We start from the raw sequence: 14915 nt of genomic DNA, 5'->3' as shown, positions 1-14915 counted from the left end.
CTTTTTCTCAACTTTTATTATCACCGGAAACAGCATTCACAGCATATTCCACGGGAGACTCCCCAAGTAAACTGGTTGCACCGACTTCCAGTAAAGAGCCAAATGCACCTAATGCGCCGCCATAAAGCGTACTACCCGCCACTTGAGGTACAAAGCCTATCTGATCCCCGGTGAGATTTCGATAGTAGTAATTGAGTATCGGAATATGTTGCAGCGGGTTGATCACATCCAAAGCGTCCCCAAAGCTAAAGCTTTGTCCATCGGCGAAAGGCGTGATATCACTGCTATCAGTGGTGGTTGAGCCCCCTACAGAGACCGTGCCGGAACTATAAGTGGGAACTGAGCCACTAGTACTCGAAGATGTAGGTTCAGTATTCAGTTCATTAAACACATCAGCAAGGCTGTTGCTCACCTTGGACTGATAAAATGACGTTAGTAAGCCGCCAGCTAAGCCTTCCCCCAACAGTCCCATGCTATCCACTGTGCCAGAGGTAGCACTGGCAACGGTGGTTACACTTGATGAGACTTTACCTAACGCATCTTGCATTACCTGTCCAAACAGCGAATCCAATCCAGACGAAAGATCCACACTGCTGCTACTGCTAGATGCGGTAGATGCAGAGGCGTTGCTAAACCATGAAGGGATCAGGTCACTCATTTCCATAGTCAGTTCCAGAAATTATCCAGTTGCACAACATCACGGATTTGGATTCCCAGTGGCATATTGTTATTTATCGGTACCAGTTGGCTATGATCCGGATAGACTTTTACGACTTCAAATTGTACTTGTTCATCGCTGAAATTAGCGTAGTTCACGCCTTGTTCATCGACATAGTTGTATTGGTATTGCAGTTTAAACATGTCGCCAACTTTGACGCCCTGGCGTCCACCCATTGCAACTTCAAGCGTATTGGCACCGATGCGAATAATGCGGGATTTAGGGTGGGCACATTTAAGTAAATCACTCATATCCTCAACCGCAGTCTTTAGTATTCGCGTCACTTCCAGTCCGTAATCTGACTGCCAAAGCTGGTCGCTCCCAGGGGCGACACGGTCCGTTAAGGAAAAAGGCCAATAAGTACGTGAATGGTAGTTTTTTGTCATAATTGGTAAGCCAGATACTCCGTCAATCAAGTACACAGTGAGACCAAACTCTCTCACCAATTTATCACCACTGAGCAAGCTACCATCTACTTTGCCCATAGAGAGGTCGGTAATTTTTCCCATGATGATATATTGAGTACGCGACGCTTCAGACAAGTATTGCAACTGTTGTTGGTCATCATTGGACATCCGATCAGGGTCGACCGCTAACGGATGCGTCATCAAACTTTTCGCTAAAAAATCCGCTTTGGCCTTATCAAATTCAGCAAACAGTCGTTGTGAGACTTCCTGTGAAATGTCCTCTAATCCGCCATAAACAGCATACTGTTTGTCGACCAATACCAATGGCGCCATGATGATCGACTTGCTAGTCAGATGCTGGTTTTCGCAGAGTGCACCATCGTTCCAAATATCAGCACGTAGGGTCACTGTCACCCGATCATCTTTGGTGTATTCATCCAATTTTTGAATTTGGTTCACATGGCCGTTAGCGCGTACCTGAAAGGCGTTACCATTGAGGCTACCTTCGTCAACTTCGGTTAGGAGCGATACCGAGGCCCCCGCCTGCAATATGGCATCACGTAACGCAGCTCTCGCAGCCTGTTCCTTAGCATAGTCCTCATTACCATTAATAATTGGCGCAGAACCAACACCTTTATACCAAGCCGCATAAACGGGGGCAGGCAATAACATCAGCAGCAACAGCGCTCTCAGTACCACCATTTATTTTCTGTCTCCACCGGCTTATTTTCGACGGACCCCAGATCTGCCAGAACCTTGGTATCCAGAGACAGTTCGGTAGTATAAAACTCTCCCTGAACGCTTTGATTGACGACTTTTGCCCCCCGCACAACCCCCTGCACTTTGGCATCCATAGTCTTACGGCTGGTGGTTTCCCCGGTCATGCGGGTATAAGCACGTAATTGCTGGCCATAGAGTTGTTCGGCTAACCGCCGATAGGCATCCAATCGTGACGCTTCCATCGCCTGCATCAGTTTCTCTTCATAACTCGGGCCGGTCTGAGAAGCAATCGGCGCGTAGCCGGTTGCCTGCAATACTTGGGCATTATTCGGCGCAACTAACTCATAGCGCACTAGTTGTTCATGTGTGCAACCCGATAAGAGTAAAACTGTTATCAACATGAGTAATTTACGCATCAGAAAGGCCACACCGTCGGGTTATTCAATTTGTCAGTTAACCATCCCAAGCGTTGGCTATTGGCCAATTCACCATTACCTGAATATTCAATACGTGCGTTAGCGATTTTAGTTGAAGGCACAGTATTGTCTGGCAGGATATCCTTGGCGCGGATAACACCCGTTAATCTAATGAATTCTTTACCATTATTGATCAATAGCCATTTATCACCACGGATCAGTAAATTGTTATTTTTCAACACCTTCATTATGGAGACGGTTATTTCACCCTCAAAGTCATTAGACTGGCTGGAATTGCCGTCGCCTTTGAATTTCTGTTGCTGACTTAAATCAAGATTGACGTCCTTGCCGGCAATTTTGAGGTTGCCGCCGGGAACCGCAATGGGATCTAAGGTGAAATCGGTACTTTTGTTTAATTGAGTAGAACCACTTTTACTGGCCTTAGTGGACTCGGCTAACTTCACAGAAATAATGTCACCCACCCGAAAATGGGACTGTTCAACATAGAGACTTTGCGCAGCATCGACATTAAAGATAGAACCGGTAGGGATTGCATGCAGCGGTTCATCGTTCGGTTCTACAGAAGCGTAATATGGGTCGTTAGGATCCGCATCGTCCATCTGTTGCACAGGCGTGCCTGCCGGAGGGAATACCTTGGATCCGGAGCCATTGGTACCTGCAGTGTTTTGCCCACTACTAGCACATGCGCCCAGCAAGAGCGTCATCGCCAGCACGATCATCGTCTTGGTATGCATTGCCTTAAGTCCATGCAGATTTCTATTGATGCAATCGAATGAAATCTAAAGGCAGAAATTGCAAAAAAACGACAAACATTATGCAAACATTATGGAACAGCCGAAAAGTGTGAGATCACGCATAAAAAGTCGAGTGCATTGCACTCGACTCTCTCATCCAACCGATGCTGACCCGCACACACTGGGTAAAGATACTTAATCTAAACAGACCGCCACGCGCGGCGTTAGTTTGGTCACTAATTCATAGGCAAAAGTACCAATTTTCTCGGCAACTTCTTCTACCGGTAACTGCGGGCCCCATAAAATGGCATCATCGCCTACTTTATCGGTGGCGCCGGGACCGAGATCGACTGTCAGCATATCCATCGACACATGCCCAACGATAGGTACCCGACGACCATTCACCAGCACTGGCGTCCCCTGCAACGCGTTACGTGGATAGCCGTCACCATAACCAATCGCGATAACACCGAGACGTGTATCATGCTCTGCTCGCCAATGACCACCATAGCCCACCGTATCTCCGGCCTTATGATCACGCACCGCAATCAATTGAGAAACCAACGTCATTGCCGGGATCAATCCATGCTTCGCGCCACGATCACCGTCGACCGGAGACACACCATACAATGCAATCCCCGGACGGATCCAATCAGCCTGGCTCGATGGCCAAAATAAGGTCCCAGCAGAGTTAGCCACGGTCCGTTCACCTGGTAATCCGACAGTCAGCTCGTTGAAAATGGCCAGCTGTTTTTGGGTATAATCTTTCTCTAATTCATCAGCACAAGCAAAGTGCGTCATAAAGTTGATTGGTTTGGCAACTTGAGGACAGCGCATTAATCGCTCATAAACTTCATGAAATTGCGCGGGGGAGAAACCCAGGCGGTGCATCCCGGTATCTAACTTCATCCATACAGTAACCGGTTTATCCAACCGACTCTGTTCCAGCATTTGCAGTTGGAATTCATGATGAACAGCGGTGTCGATGTTATGTTGCACCAGTAAAGATAGGTCTTCTTGTCTAAAAAAGCCCTCTAGTAGCAGTAACTTAGCATTGACGCCACCAGCACGCATTTCTAATGCTTCTTCCAAACGTGCCAATCCAAAACCATCGGCATCAGGTACACTGTTAGCAACATTTAACAAGCCATGGCCATAGCCATTAGCTTTAACAACCGCAATCACTTTACTATGAGGAGCAACTTCTCGAAGGCGCGTTAAATTGTGCTTAAGTGCCTGACTGCTGATTTCTGCTCTGGGAAAGGGTTTCAATTAATACCTTCATTAACGAATAAATTTGGAGCGGCATCTTCCGCTCCGGAATGGTCGGGCGGAGGTTAGTCCTCGTCGAATTGTGGCCCGGCATAATTGTCAAAACGAGAATATTGTCCCTGGAAGGTCAGTCTGACCTTACCGATAGGTCCATTACGCTGTTTACCGATGATAATCTCAGCAACGCCTTTGTCTTGAGAATCTTCGTGATAAACCTCATCACGGTAGATAAACATGATCAGGTCAGCATCCTGTTCGATAGAACCGGATTCACGCAGATCCGAGTTAACCGGACGCTTATCGGAACGTTGTTCCAAGGACCGGTTTAACTGTGATAACGCGATTACCGGGATTTCCAATTCCTTTGCCAATGCTTTCAATGAACGCGAAATTTCAGCGATTTCTAACGTACGGTTATCCGCCAGCGCAGGCACCTGCATCAACTGCAAGTAGTCGACCATGATCAGCGACAATCCGCCGCTTTCTCTGGCAATCCGTCGCGCCCGGCTGCGAACTTCTGTAGGCGTCAGACCGGAACTATCATCAATATACATTTTGCCTTTTTCTAGCATCAGGCCCATGGTGGACGATACTCGCGCCCAATCATCGTCGTCCAGCTTACCTGTACGGATGCGCGTCTGGTCAACCCGTCCTAACGATGCCAGCATACGCATCATGATCTGTTCTGAAGGCATCTCCAAACTGAAGATTAACACCGGCTTGTCTTCATTAAGCGCGGCATATTCACACAGATTCATGGCGAAAGTGGTTTTTCCCATAGAAGGGCGAGCTGCAACAATAATCAAATCGCCAGCCTGAAAACCCGCAGTTTTGTCATCAAGGTCGGCAAAGCCCGACGACACACCGGTCACGCCGTTATGCGGGTTATTGTAGAGTTGTTCAATTTTATCGACGGTCTTTTCAAGAATGCTTTTAATGCCCTCTGGACCTTCATTGGCATTAGCGCGCTGTTCGGCAATTTTGAAAACTTTGGTTTCTGCCAAATCCAACAATGCCCCGGAATCGCGCCCCTCTGGGTTGTAGCCAGCGTCGGCAATTTCATGCGCGACACGGATCATCTCGCGCACCACCGCCCGTTCCCGCACGATTTCAGCGTATGACAGAATATTGCCAGCACTCGGAGTGTTTTTGGCAATTTCCCCTAAGTAAGCAAAGCCTCCAGCATCTTCCAGCTCATCGGTTAATTCCAGTTGCTCAGACACTGTGATTAGATCTATCGGCTGACCACCATCGACCAACCGCTGCATTGCACTAAAAATCAGCTTGTGCGAACGAGAATAGAAATCCTCTTTCACTAACACTTCGGCCACTTTATCCCAGGCTTCCGCTTCCAGCATCAAACCACCCAACACAGATTGTTCTGCTTCTATAGAGTGGGGAGGCAACTTGAGCGCATCAACCTGCGCCTCTTTACGTTTGTCACCTCGGGCTTTGAAAGCACTTTGCTGTGGCATAAATCTGGGGATCTCCGATTTTCTCTTTAGTTCACAGTTATGCACAGCTCCTGTGCATAACATCTATATTTGCTATACCATTTGATAAAAACAATGATTATCAAAATGTTGACAACATTATCTGGGGTTATAAATCTCAGCTTCTTCTTCCTGCGACCCAGATTGCCATTATTATCCCACACCAAAACTGAGCGAACAGCAACCAGCACCTTATCGTGCATCGTCCGATAACGCAGAAACCGAATCGGCATATTCTACCCTATTTCTTGAGCGTAAAAAGCTAACATTAGCCACAAACAACAAGCATCGCGCTTTAACGTTAATTCTATTAAATTTCAATTAATTACGTAACAAATGCCAATATCACATGATAAGTTACGTAAATTTTTATCAATAAATATCAATTAATTAAAGTTAATCAAATGTTCTGCGTGTTATTGAAAATGTATTTGTTAGACAGCGACCTAAAAAGTAACAATTTTACGGTTTGACAACACTAGTTAAACAATAAATTTATAAGAACCAATAACACGAGGAAGAATAATGATGAAGAAAGCTACTTTCAGGCGGACCCTTGTCGCCGCCTCAGTATCAGCTTTGTTTGCAATCAGCATTCCTGTTTTTGCAGCAAGTAACACTGACGGTTCAATTCAGGGGGCAGTTATAACCACTGCTGATGCTCCTCTGGGTAATGCCAATATTGTCATCAAAAATAAAGACACCGGGTTAACTCGTAGTGTCAGTGCTGATGCCAGCGGTAAATATCGTATTCCAAGACTCCCTATCGGAACCTATACCGTTACAGTATCAGCAGATGGATATGACGATAAAGTTATTGATGATGTAGTTGTCACCATTGGCGGTAACGCTAGCGTTACCTCGGTGATGAATCAAACTGGTATGGAAAGACTATCTGTAGTTGGTAGCCGTGTTGCCGCTATTGATACAACCTCTTCAGAATCATCGTTGGTTATTGGACAAGAAGAGATTGAACGTTTACCGCTACCTAAAGACGTGACCAGCGTCGCGTTGTTAGCGCCAGGGACCACCCGTGGTGACGCTCGCTTTGGTAACTTTGCCTCTTTTGGCGGTGCATCCGTTGCTGAAAACGCCTTCTATATCAATGGTCTTAACGTAACAAACTTCCGTAATGGCCTAGGTTTCTCCAATGTGCCATTTGATTTTTATGATCAGTTTGAAGTCAAAACTGGCGGGTATTCAGCTGAGTTTGGACGCTCCACCGGTGGTGTAGTAAACGCCGTTGTAAAACGTGGTAGTAACGACTGGGAATTCGGCGGCAACATTAGATGGCGTCCCGATTCGCTAAGCGAACATGCGCCTAACAGTTACAACTCCGAAGGTGACTTATATATAGATAACTCTCACGACTCTAATGAAGTCAAAGAAGGAAATATCTATGCTTCCGGTCCGATCATTAAAGATAAATTGTTCTTCTTTGCGATGTATCAGCCGAATAGCAAAAAGCAGGACTATGCCGAAACAAATTCTGAACTGATATCCAGTGCAAAATCAGATAATCCGTTCTGGGGTTTAAAACTGGACTGGAACATTGCTGAAAACCATACACTGGAATTTTTAGCATTCTCTGACTCGGATAAGCAAACTACACAAACATCTGGTTCTTCTGATGCTATTGACAAAACAGGTGGCGATAACTATGTAACCACTTATACCGGTCAGTGGACTGATGATTTCACAGCAAAGTTTACCTATGGTGTTAACAAGTACAATCTCTCTTCAACCACCGATTCTGAGACTATAGATCAATGTAATATGATCATCGACGTTCGCGATGAAGCTAGCTCATATTACAACGGTTGTGTCAGCCCGAGCGCCTACTTCGTAAGTACCGGAGAAGATGAACGTAAAGAATTTCGGGCCGATTTCGAGTGGGTAATCAACGAAAACCACACACTGACATTTGGTTACGATCAGGAAAACAATAAATCAGTCAGTGACCAATTTTATACCGGCCCAGACGGGGTTTATTGGGTTTATTACGATGTAGGAGATCCAACTGTTGGTGCTACATTAGCTAACGGGGCTACAACTCCCGTTGGTGTAACCCAATATGCTCGCTCACGTCAACGCACTGTCGGCGGCAGCTTTAAGACCAAATCCGAAGCGCTATATGTCGAAGATACTTGGACGATTGCCGACGATATCACGTTAAATCTGGGGTTACGTTGGGACTCATTTGACAATATGAACTCCAACGGTGATTCGTTTGCAAAAATCGACAATATGATTGCACCTCGCATTGGTGTTTCATGGGATATCAATGGCAACGGTGAATCAAAACTGTTTGCTAACGTGGGTCGTTACTATTTGCCAGTGGCTAGTAACACAAACGTACGACTGTCAGGTAACGAATATGATGTGCGCCAGTACTATGTATTGGAAGGCACTGAAATGCAGGAGATTAATGGTGTGATGGTGCCAACACCCATTCTTGGAGACAAGATAGGTGGAGATTCTGTGTTAGCTAATGGCGAAATTCCAGATACAGAGACCATCGTGGACCAAAACCTTGATCCGATGTATCAGGATGAGTACATCATTGGTTATCAGGCAATGATCAATGAAGACTGGTCATGGGGCATCAAAGGCACTCAACGTAAGTTGAATGGCGCCATTGACGATATGACCATTGATGGCTGGATTGAAAAGACCTACGGCTATACCCCAAGTTCAAGTGTTTATGTCTTGGGTAACCCTGGCGAAGACATGACAGTAAAGGTTGACACTACCGGCAATGGTGATTACGAAATGGTCACCATTCCTGGTGATGAATTGGGCTATCCAAAAGCTACACGTACTTACAATGCGATTGACCTGAACTTAAGTCGTTCTTGGGCTGATGACTGGACCATGAATATTACTTATACCTGGTCTCAGAGCTATGGTAATACTGAAGGTCTGGTAAAGTCTGATAATGCTCAAACTGATGCTGGTCTGACTCAGGACTTTGACTTCCCAGTACTGATGGATGGTGCCGATGGTTACCTACCAAATGACCGCCGTCATATGCTCAAAGTCTTTGGCGCTTATCAGCTGACTGAAAACCTGACTGTCGGTGCCAACGTAAGTATCGAATCTGGTCGTCCTCTTAACAAATTCGGTATCGGTAGCCCATACGGCATTCCTGACTATGGTGATACCTACTATACGTTAAATGAAGATGGAACCTACACCTGGAACCAACGCGGTAGTGCTGGACGAACAGATTGGGTATACCGTCTCGATTTATCAGCATCTTATAACTGGGACATCACCGATGATGTCAATGTTATCTTGAAGGCAAACGTCTATAACGTATTTAACTCTCATGCCACTATTCGGGAGTATGAGTACTATGAACAGGGTGACCCAGGCCAGTTAGATCCTAATTATGGCACGACCACAGCTTATCAAACTCCTCGTTATGTAGAGTTCAGCGCCAGCATCAAGTTCTAATCTAATCCATGCCACCTTGTTAAAACACCGCCAACTGGCGGTGTTTTTGTTCTGCAATAGTTGTAAATACAACTATTAGACTGGAATGGCCCGTATTTCATTGACACCCTGATGCCTCAAAATAAGGCTGTTCAAATTGTTCCGGGCTCATACCGCCGAGGTGACTGTGCCTACGCTTACGATTATAAAACACTTCGATATAGTCAAAGATATCGGCTCGAGCTAAATCGCGTGTTTTATAGATGCGCTTTTTAATCCGTTCTTTCTTCAAACTGCTGAAAAATGATTCGGCTACCGCGTTGTCCCAACAGTTCGCTCTGCGACTCATACTGGGCGTGAGGTCATGAGTCCGACAAAAGCGATGCCAATCGTCACTCCCATACTGAGAGCCTTGGTCCGAATGTACCATAACCGTTCCTTTGGGTTTACGTTTCCAAACAGCCATCAGGAGCGCGTCAATCACAATCTCTCGGGCCAAGGTCGGTTTCATCGACCAACCGACGATATTCCGGGCATATAAATCCATGACTACGGCAAGGTATAACCAGCCCTGCCAAGTGCGTATATAGGTAATGTCGGTTACCCACACTTGATTTGGCGTGGTGACATTAAACTCCCGCTGTAGCAAGTTAGGCGTCACAATTGAAGGCCGTCCTGCGCCATATCGATGCCGTTTATAGCCCCGTACCGCTTTGATGTCATGATGACGCATGATCTTCAGTACGCGATTCTTACCGACGGTTTCTCCGAGTTCTCTGAGATCAAGATGGATACGCCGATAACCATAGACTCCATGACTGGCACCATAAGAGTCCCTGATTAGCTTGAGGATACGAAGGTCCTCCAGCGCTCTATCTGACAGCGGCTGTTCAACCCAAAAGTAATAGCCAGCCCTGGCAACACCGAGTATGCGGCACATAACCGCAATGCGAAACATACGACGATGTTCGTTAATGAACTGGTACTTTACTCTGGCTGGCTTGCAAAGTACCTTGCGGCCTCGGTGTGCCCCTCGGGTATTTTTAAAATGTCTCTTTCTTCTTCAGCACGCTTGAGTTGAGAACGTAATTGAAGGATTTCCTTTTTAGCTTCGATCAACTCGTTGTCTTTTGAGTGCTCGGGTGATGGGCGGCAGGCTTTAACCCACTTATAAAGGCTGTGCTGGGATACCCCTAAATTCTCAGCAACTTCACTGATTGAGTATCCCCGATCAATGACCTGTCTTACTGCTTCATCTTTAAATTCGGGGCTATATCTCTGATTGCTCATGGCTGTTCTCCTATGCTCAAATAATAGTCATAGGGTGTCTACTGAACGAGGTCCATTCCAAATAATAGTCATAGGGTGTCTACTGAACGAGGTCCATTCCATTCTATAAGTTCCCCCAAGCATAAAACTATCTGAATCCGTACAGCTTCTTATCTTTGTTATGTGATAGATGTATACACAGACAATCAAATGTATCGTTTTGGTAAAGTTATATCTTCGTTAATTAAATATTTTATTTACATTAAAATAAAAAAAATGTATCAATGCTCAGTCATGCACACAAATGACTAACAATTGATTAAATATTTAACAACTATAACTACATACCTAAGGAAGGAAGCTGATGAATTTAAGAAAGACGATTGTTGCAGTGTCAATCGCTGCAACCCTTGGATTCGGAATTTCGGGAATTGCATTTGCAGATAACACAACGTCGACAATCAACGGTGTACTGAGCGTTTCTGGCGCTAAAGCCAACGAATACACAGCCACAGCTCATGATCCTAAAACTGGTCTTACCCGAAATATCGAAGTTGGTGCCGATGGTAACTTTCGCTTTGCCAAACTGCCATTTGGTACATATGAAGTAACAATCTCTAAAGGAGACACTGTTGTCGCGAGAGACACTATAACTGTCTCTTTGGGTGTGAACGCTAACGCTAAGTTTGATGTTCAGGCCACACAGGGAATGGAAGTTCTCTCTGTTGTAGGTGCAAGAGTGAACAGCGTTGATTTGACCAATGCTGACTCAGGTTTAACTATTAACAAAGACAGTATCGACTTGATGCCCGTAGCCCGCGATTTTGCATCCATTGCATTGCTGGCTCCCGGTACAGTTTCCGGCGATAGCAAATTTGGTAACACCGCATCATTTGGTGGTTCATCAGTTGCAGAAAACTCTTGCTACATTAACGGTTTAGAAGTGACCAACACCAGTCAGGGGTTGGGATGTGGCTCTGTTCCTTTTGAATTTTATAAAGAATTCCAAGTGAAAACCGGTGGTTATTCTGCCAAGTTTGGTCGAACCACTGGTGGTGTCATGAATGCCGTAACCAAAAGTGGTACCAACGAATGGGAATTTGGCGCTACGGCTCATTGGCGACCAGCTTCATTAGCTTCCGAAGGAAAAGTTTCACGTGGTAGCGGTGGTGTTGGCACCATTTTCCGCGATACTCGTAACGATGAATATGATCTGAAGGAATATACAGTCTCTGCTGGTGGTCCAATCATCAAAGACAAACTGTTCGTCTACGCATTGATTAACCCTCGAGATGTTCAAGATGACTTTTCAACCTATACTGGAAGACTTGCATACAATCCAGTTTCTCAGTTTATAAAACGCAGCTCAGATGGTTCTGACAACCTGTTCTGGGGTGCTAAGGTAGACTGGAACATCACTGATAACCACTCTTTGAGCTTATTCGCATATTCAAACAGAAGCGATACAACATCTGACACATACCGTTACGATGCTGAGGGCCAAGAAGTAGGTGATTATCTTGGTACAACTATTCTGAAACGCGGTGGCGATGCCAAGAGTATTACTTATAACGGCGCAATCACTGAAGACCTCTCGATAACCGCAATGTACGGTGAGATCAAAACTAATTACACCAACGTTCCTGGTAATCTTGATTGTCCTACAGTATCTGATACACGTGATGTCCCTGACTCAGAAATAATTACTAGCTGCGGTCCTGGCGGCTCCTATGGTGAAAACGTTGATAAAAACAAACAGACTCGCATCGATATAGAGTACGTATTGGGCGACCACTTGTTGAAGGCCGGCTATGATAAACAGAAACGCGATACTATGCATACTTCTGCGCCTATTACCGGCCATAGCTGGACATACTCAACGATTGCAGCGGACGGTTCTATTCAGGGTAACGATGGTCCTATCTATATGAATGATACCGGAGCAGATCTGGACATCGTTCAGGATCGTATTTTTGCTGGCGGTGGTTCATTCTCCTCAGATCTAACTGCTTATTATGTGGAAGATAACTGGCAGATCACCGATACCCTGATGCTACAGATTGGGGCCCGCAAAGATAAGTTTGAGAACTCCGGTGTAACTGGCTTGGTATTCTCTTCTTTTGATACTGATATTGCCCCACGCTTAGGCTTCACTTGGGATATCTTAGGTGATGGTGCTTCAAAATTGTTTGGTACTTATGGCCGTTACTATCTGCCAGTACCTAACAATACTAACTATCGTGCAGCTTCAGGTATTAGTGATAGTACAACTTATTACACCTTCACTGGACACGACAGTACTGGCGCCCCAACCGGTTTAACGCCTATTAACGGCAGCAACTCTACTGTGGTAAACAGTGTGCCTAACCCAACCATTCAGGAAGCATTCCAGAGTGAAGAAGCAGAGCCGTTTGCCAAAGATGAATATATTCTTGGGTACCAACAGCAATTGACTGATACTACAACAGCATCAGTTAAAGGTATTTATCGTAAAGTAGTATCAGCACTTGACGACTATTGTGGAGACTTGGCTTCTCAGGCCACTTGTACTCTGTTGAACCCGGGAGAAACTGCAACATGGCAGTTAGATAACGACTTCGACTCAGTCCCGGATCCAGGTAGCCGTCGCACTTATACTGCTGAAGAAATTGGCTTACCTAAAGCCAAGAACACCTACAAAGCCATTGAAACTGAAGTTCAGTACAACAACGATGATATGCATCTGACATTTACTTACACTTGGAGTAAGAGTGAAGGTAACTTCGAAGGTGCGGTTAAATCTGATATTGGTCAGGCTGATCCTGGCATTACTCAGGACTTTGACTTCCCAGCACTGATGGATGGTGCATATGGTTATCAGGCTAACGACCGTCGGCATGTGTTCAAACTGTTCGGCACCTATGATCTGACTGACGATCTAAGCATTGGTTTCAATAGTGTGTTGTCTAGTGGCCGTCCTCTGAGCGCATTCGGTCAAGGTTACCCCTCTAACGACCCACACCTGTATGGTAGTTATGGTGATACCTTCTATCTGTATACTGGTCAATGTCCAGATACTAATGGCGATGGTACTTGTGAGCAAGATGAGAAGATCTATAACCAAGTCACCCGCGGAACGGTAGGACGCACACCTTGGAACTTCCGAGTGGACTTGTCTGCAAACTACAAGTTCAACATCAGTGATGTTGATATGGTTGCCTCCGTTAAAGTGTATAACGTTCTGGATATTCAAGAAGTTGTATCTCAAGACGAACACTATGAAGGTTACCGAGCAGAAGGGACTAAGAACCAGTATTACGGCGCAGCCTATGATTGGCAGACACCTAGATACGTAGAGTTTTCTATTTCTGCTCGTTTCTAATACAACTTTGCATTGATCAAAAAGCCACCTTCAGAAGACGGTGGCTTTTTTACCTGATTTTATAAGAAGACAAATTCTAACCCACCCAATGACTTGCCGCTTTATCTTTAAGTATCTCTGATTGCTCGTGTTGGTGGTTCCTTCATGCGCAAAGAACTGTCATGGGATGTATTGAACGAGCTCCGCTCCTTGATTTGCTGGTAACAAACTGAGACAGTATTTAGCAGGAGCATTCTACGGTCAAAGCCCAACACGAATGAGCACCACCACCATTCGTGGTGGTTTAAAACGGATAAAAAAACACCGCCATAAGGCGGTGTTTTTTAAGTAAAAAGCTTATTAAGCTTCAGCAACAACTGAAACTTTAACTACTGCTTTTACTTCAGAGTGCAACTGAACTTCAACTTCGAAGTCACCAGTGGTGCGCAGAGCACCCAGTGGCAGACGCACTTCAGATTTAGCCAGTTCAACGCCTGCGGCAGTCACGGCATCAGCGATGTCACGGGTACCAACAGAACCGAACAGTTTGCCTTCATCACCAGCTTTAGAAGCGATAACTACAGCTTCCAGTGCAGCAATTTTCTCAGCGCGAGCATTGGCAGCACCTAACTCAGCAGCTACTTTAGCTTCCAGTTCAGCACGGCGAGTTTCGAAAACTTTGACGTTTTCATCGTTCGCAACAACTGCTTTACCCTGAGGCAGCAAATAGTTACGAGCATAACCAGCTTTTACAGAAACCTGGTCACCCAGATTGCCCAGATTGGCAATTTTATCAAGCAGAATAACGTTCATTATCAATTCCTCTCAATTCGATTTGGATCAATGCCAGCTTACTGATGCAGATCTGTGTAAGGCAGCAGAGACAGATAACGAGCGCGCTTGATAGCACGAGCCAACTGACGCTGATACTTAGCGCTAGTGCCGGTAATACGGCTAGGAACAATTTTACCGCTTTCGGTGATGTAGTTTTTCAGCGTAGCGATATCTTTGTAATCGATCTCCGTAACACCTTCAGCAGTGAAACGGCAGAATTTACGACGACGGAAATAACGTGCCATTTTGACAG

The 14915-nt window shown here is 45.5% G+C and carries 11 protein-coding genes; 2 read left to right on the top strand and 9 right to left on the bottom strand.

The window, feature by feature from the left end:
• Positions 1-7 precede the first annotated feature (7 nt).
• The 6 genes from KDN34_RS02265 to dnaB all read right to left on the bottom strand — a co-directional run bounded on the left by KDN34_RS02265 (position 8) and on the right by dnaB (position 5763).
• Positions 8-664 (bottom strand): hypothetical protein, encoded by a 657-nt coding sequence (locus tag KDN34_RS02265; protein WP_212595327.1) that lies wholly within the window; start codon positions 662-664, stop codon positions 8-10.
• Between the two features lie 2 nt (positions 665-666).
• Entirely contained in the window at positions 667-1827 is a 1161-nt protein-coding gene (locus KDN34_RS02260) for a flagellar assembly protein T N-terminal domain-containing protein (RefSeq protein ID WP_212595326.1), read from the bottom strand.
• A complete protein-coding gene (locus tag KDN34_RS02255; RefSeq protein ID WP_212595325.1) occupies positions 1815-2261 on the bottom strand; it encodes an LPP20 family lipoprotein in 447 nt (148 codons plus the stop codon). Before KDN34_RS02255 ends, KDN34_RS02260 begins: the two co-directional genes overlap by 13 nt.
• Positions 2261-3016: a flagellar basal body L-ring protein FlgH gene (locus tag KDN34_RS02250; RefSeq protein ID WP_212595324.1), complete on the bottom strand. Its 756-nt coding sequence runs from the start codon at positions 3014-3016 to the stop codon at positions 2261-2263. The genes KDN34_RS02255 and KDN34_RS02250 overlap by 1 nt, the downstream gene beginning before the upstream one ends.
• A gap of 195 nt (positions 3017-3211) precedes the next feature.
• Positions 3212-4288 (bottom strand): alanine racemase, encoded by a 1077-nt coding sequence (gene alr / locus KDN34_RS02245; RefSeq protein ID WP_212595323.1) that lies wholly within the window; start codon positions 4286-4288, stop codon positions 3212-3214.
• A 65-nt stretch (positions 4289-4353) separates the two neighbouring features.
• Entirely contained in the window at positions 4354-5763 is a 1410-nt protein-coding gene (dnaB, locus tag KDN34_RS02240; RefSeq protein ID WP_212595322.1) for a replicative DNA helicase, read from the bottom strand.
• Between the two features lie 543 nt (positions 5764-6306).
• Between dnaB and KDN34_RS02235 the strand changes: the two genes are divergently transcribed.
• On the top strand, positions 6307-9240 hold the full coding sequence (locus tag KDN34_RS02235) for a TonB-dependent receptor (protein ID WP_212595321.1): 2934 nt from the start codon (positions 6307-6309) through the stop codon (positions 9238-9240).
• A gap of 97 nt (positions 9241-9337) precedes the next feature.
• Here KDN34_RS02235 and KDN34_RS02230 read toward each other — a convergent pair.
• A protein-coding gene (locus KDN34_RS02230) for an IS3 family transposase (RefSeq protein ID WP_407695781.1) occupies positions 9338-10509 on the bottom strand; the annotation gives its coding sequence in 2 pieces (ribosomal slippage) (positions 9338-10266 and positions 10266-10509; 1173 coding nt in all).
• Between the two features lie 343 nt (positions 10510-10852).
• On the opposite strand from KDN34_RS02230, the gene KDN34_RS02225 reads away from it, so the two are divergent.
• Entirely contained in the window at positions 10853-13849 is a 2997-nt protein-coding gene (locus tag KDN34_RS02225) for a TonB-dependent receptor (RefSeq protein ID WP_212595320.1), read from the top strand.
• 339 nt (positions 13850-14188) lie between these two features.
• Here KDN34_RS02225 and rplI read toward each other — a convergent pair whose 3' ends face one another.
• Both rplI and rpsR read right to left on the bottom strand, forming a co-directional pair.
• A complete protein-coding gene (gene rplI, locus KDN34_RS02220; protein WP_212595319.1) occupies positions 14189-14641 on the bottom strand; it encodes a 50S ribosomal protein L9 in 453 nt (150 codons plus the stop codon).
• Between the two features lie 38 nt (positions 14642-14679).
• Positions 14680-14907, bottom strand: coding sequence for a 30S ribosomal protein S18 (gene rpsR / locus KDN34_RS02215; protein WP_025009344.1), 228 nt, complete (start codon positions 14905-14907; stop codon positions 14680-14682).
• Positions 14908-14915 lie beyond the last annotated feature (8 nt).

It is taken from the genome of Shewanella yunxiaonensis, from assembly GCF_018223345.1.
GTDB lineage: Bacteria > Pseudomonadota > Gammaproteobacteria > Enterobacterales > Shewanellaceae > Shewanella > Shewanella yunxiaonensis.
The sequence above is the reverse complement of the archived record's forward strand: the minus strand, read 5'-3'. Positions and strand labels throughout refer to the sequence as shown.

What these genes read in the sequence shown, in the direction of transcription:
- KDN34_RS02260 (WP_212595326.1), bottom strand. Translation starts at nt 1,827, where the DNA reads ATGGTGGTACTGAGAGCGCTGTTGCTGCTGATGTTATTGCCTGCCCCC.
- KDN34_RS02265 (WP_212595327.1), bottom strand. Translation starts at nt 664, where the DNA reads ATGGAAATGAGTGACCTGATCCCTTCATGGTTTAGCAACGCCTCTGCA.
- rplI (WP_212595319.1), bottom strand. Translation starts at nt 14,641, where the DNA reads ATGAACGTTATTCTGCTTGATAAAATTGCCAATCTGGGCAATCTGGGT.
- KDN34_RS02255 (WP_212595325.1), bottom strand. Translation starts at nt 2,261, where the DNA reads ATGCGTAAATTACTCATGTTGATAACAGTTTTACTCTTATCGGGTTGC.
- KDN34_RS02235 (WP_212595321.1), top strand. Translation starts at nt 6,307, where the DNA reads ATGATGAAGAAAGCTACTTTCAGGCGGACCCTTGTCGCCGCCTCAGTA.
- rpsR (WP_025009344.1), bottom strand. Translation starts at nt 14,907, where the DNA reads ATGGCACGTTATTTCCGTCGTCGTAAATTCTGCCGTTTCACTGCTGAA.
- KDN34_RS02250 (WP_212595324.1), bottom strand. Translation starts at nt 3,016, where the DNA reads ATGCATACCAAGACGATGATCGTGCTGGCGATGACGCTCTTGCTGGGC.
- KDN34_RS02225 (WP_212595320.1), top strand. Translation starts at nt 10,853, where the DNA reads ATGAATTTAAGAAAGACGATTGTTGCAGTGTCAATCGCTGCAACCCTT.
- dnaB (WP_212595322.1), bottom strand. Translation starts at nt 5,763, where the DNA reads ATGCCACAGCAAAGTGCTTTCAAAGCCCGAGGTGACAAACGTAAAGAG.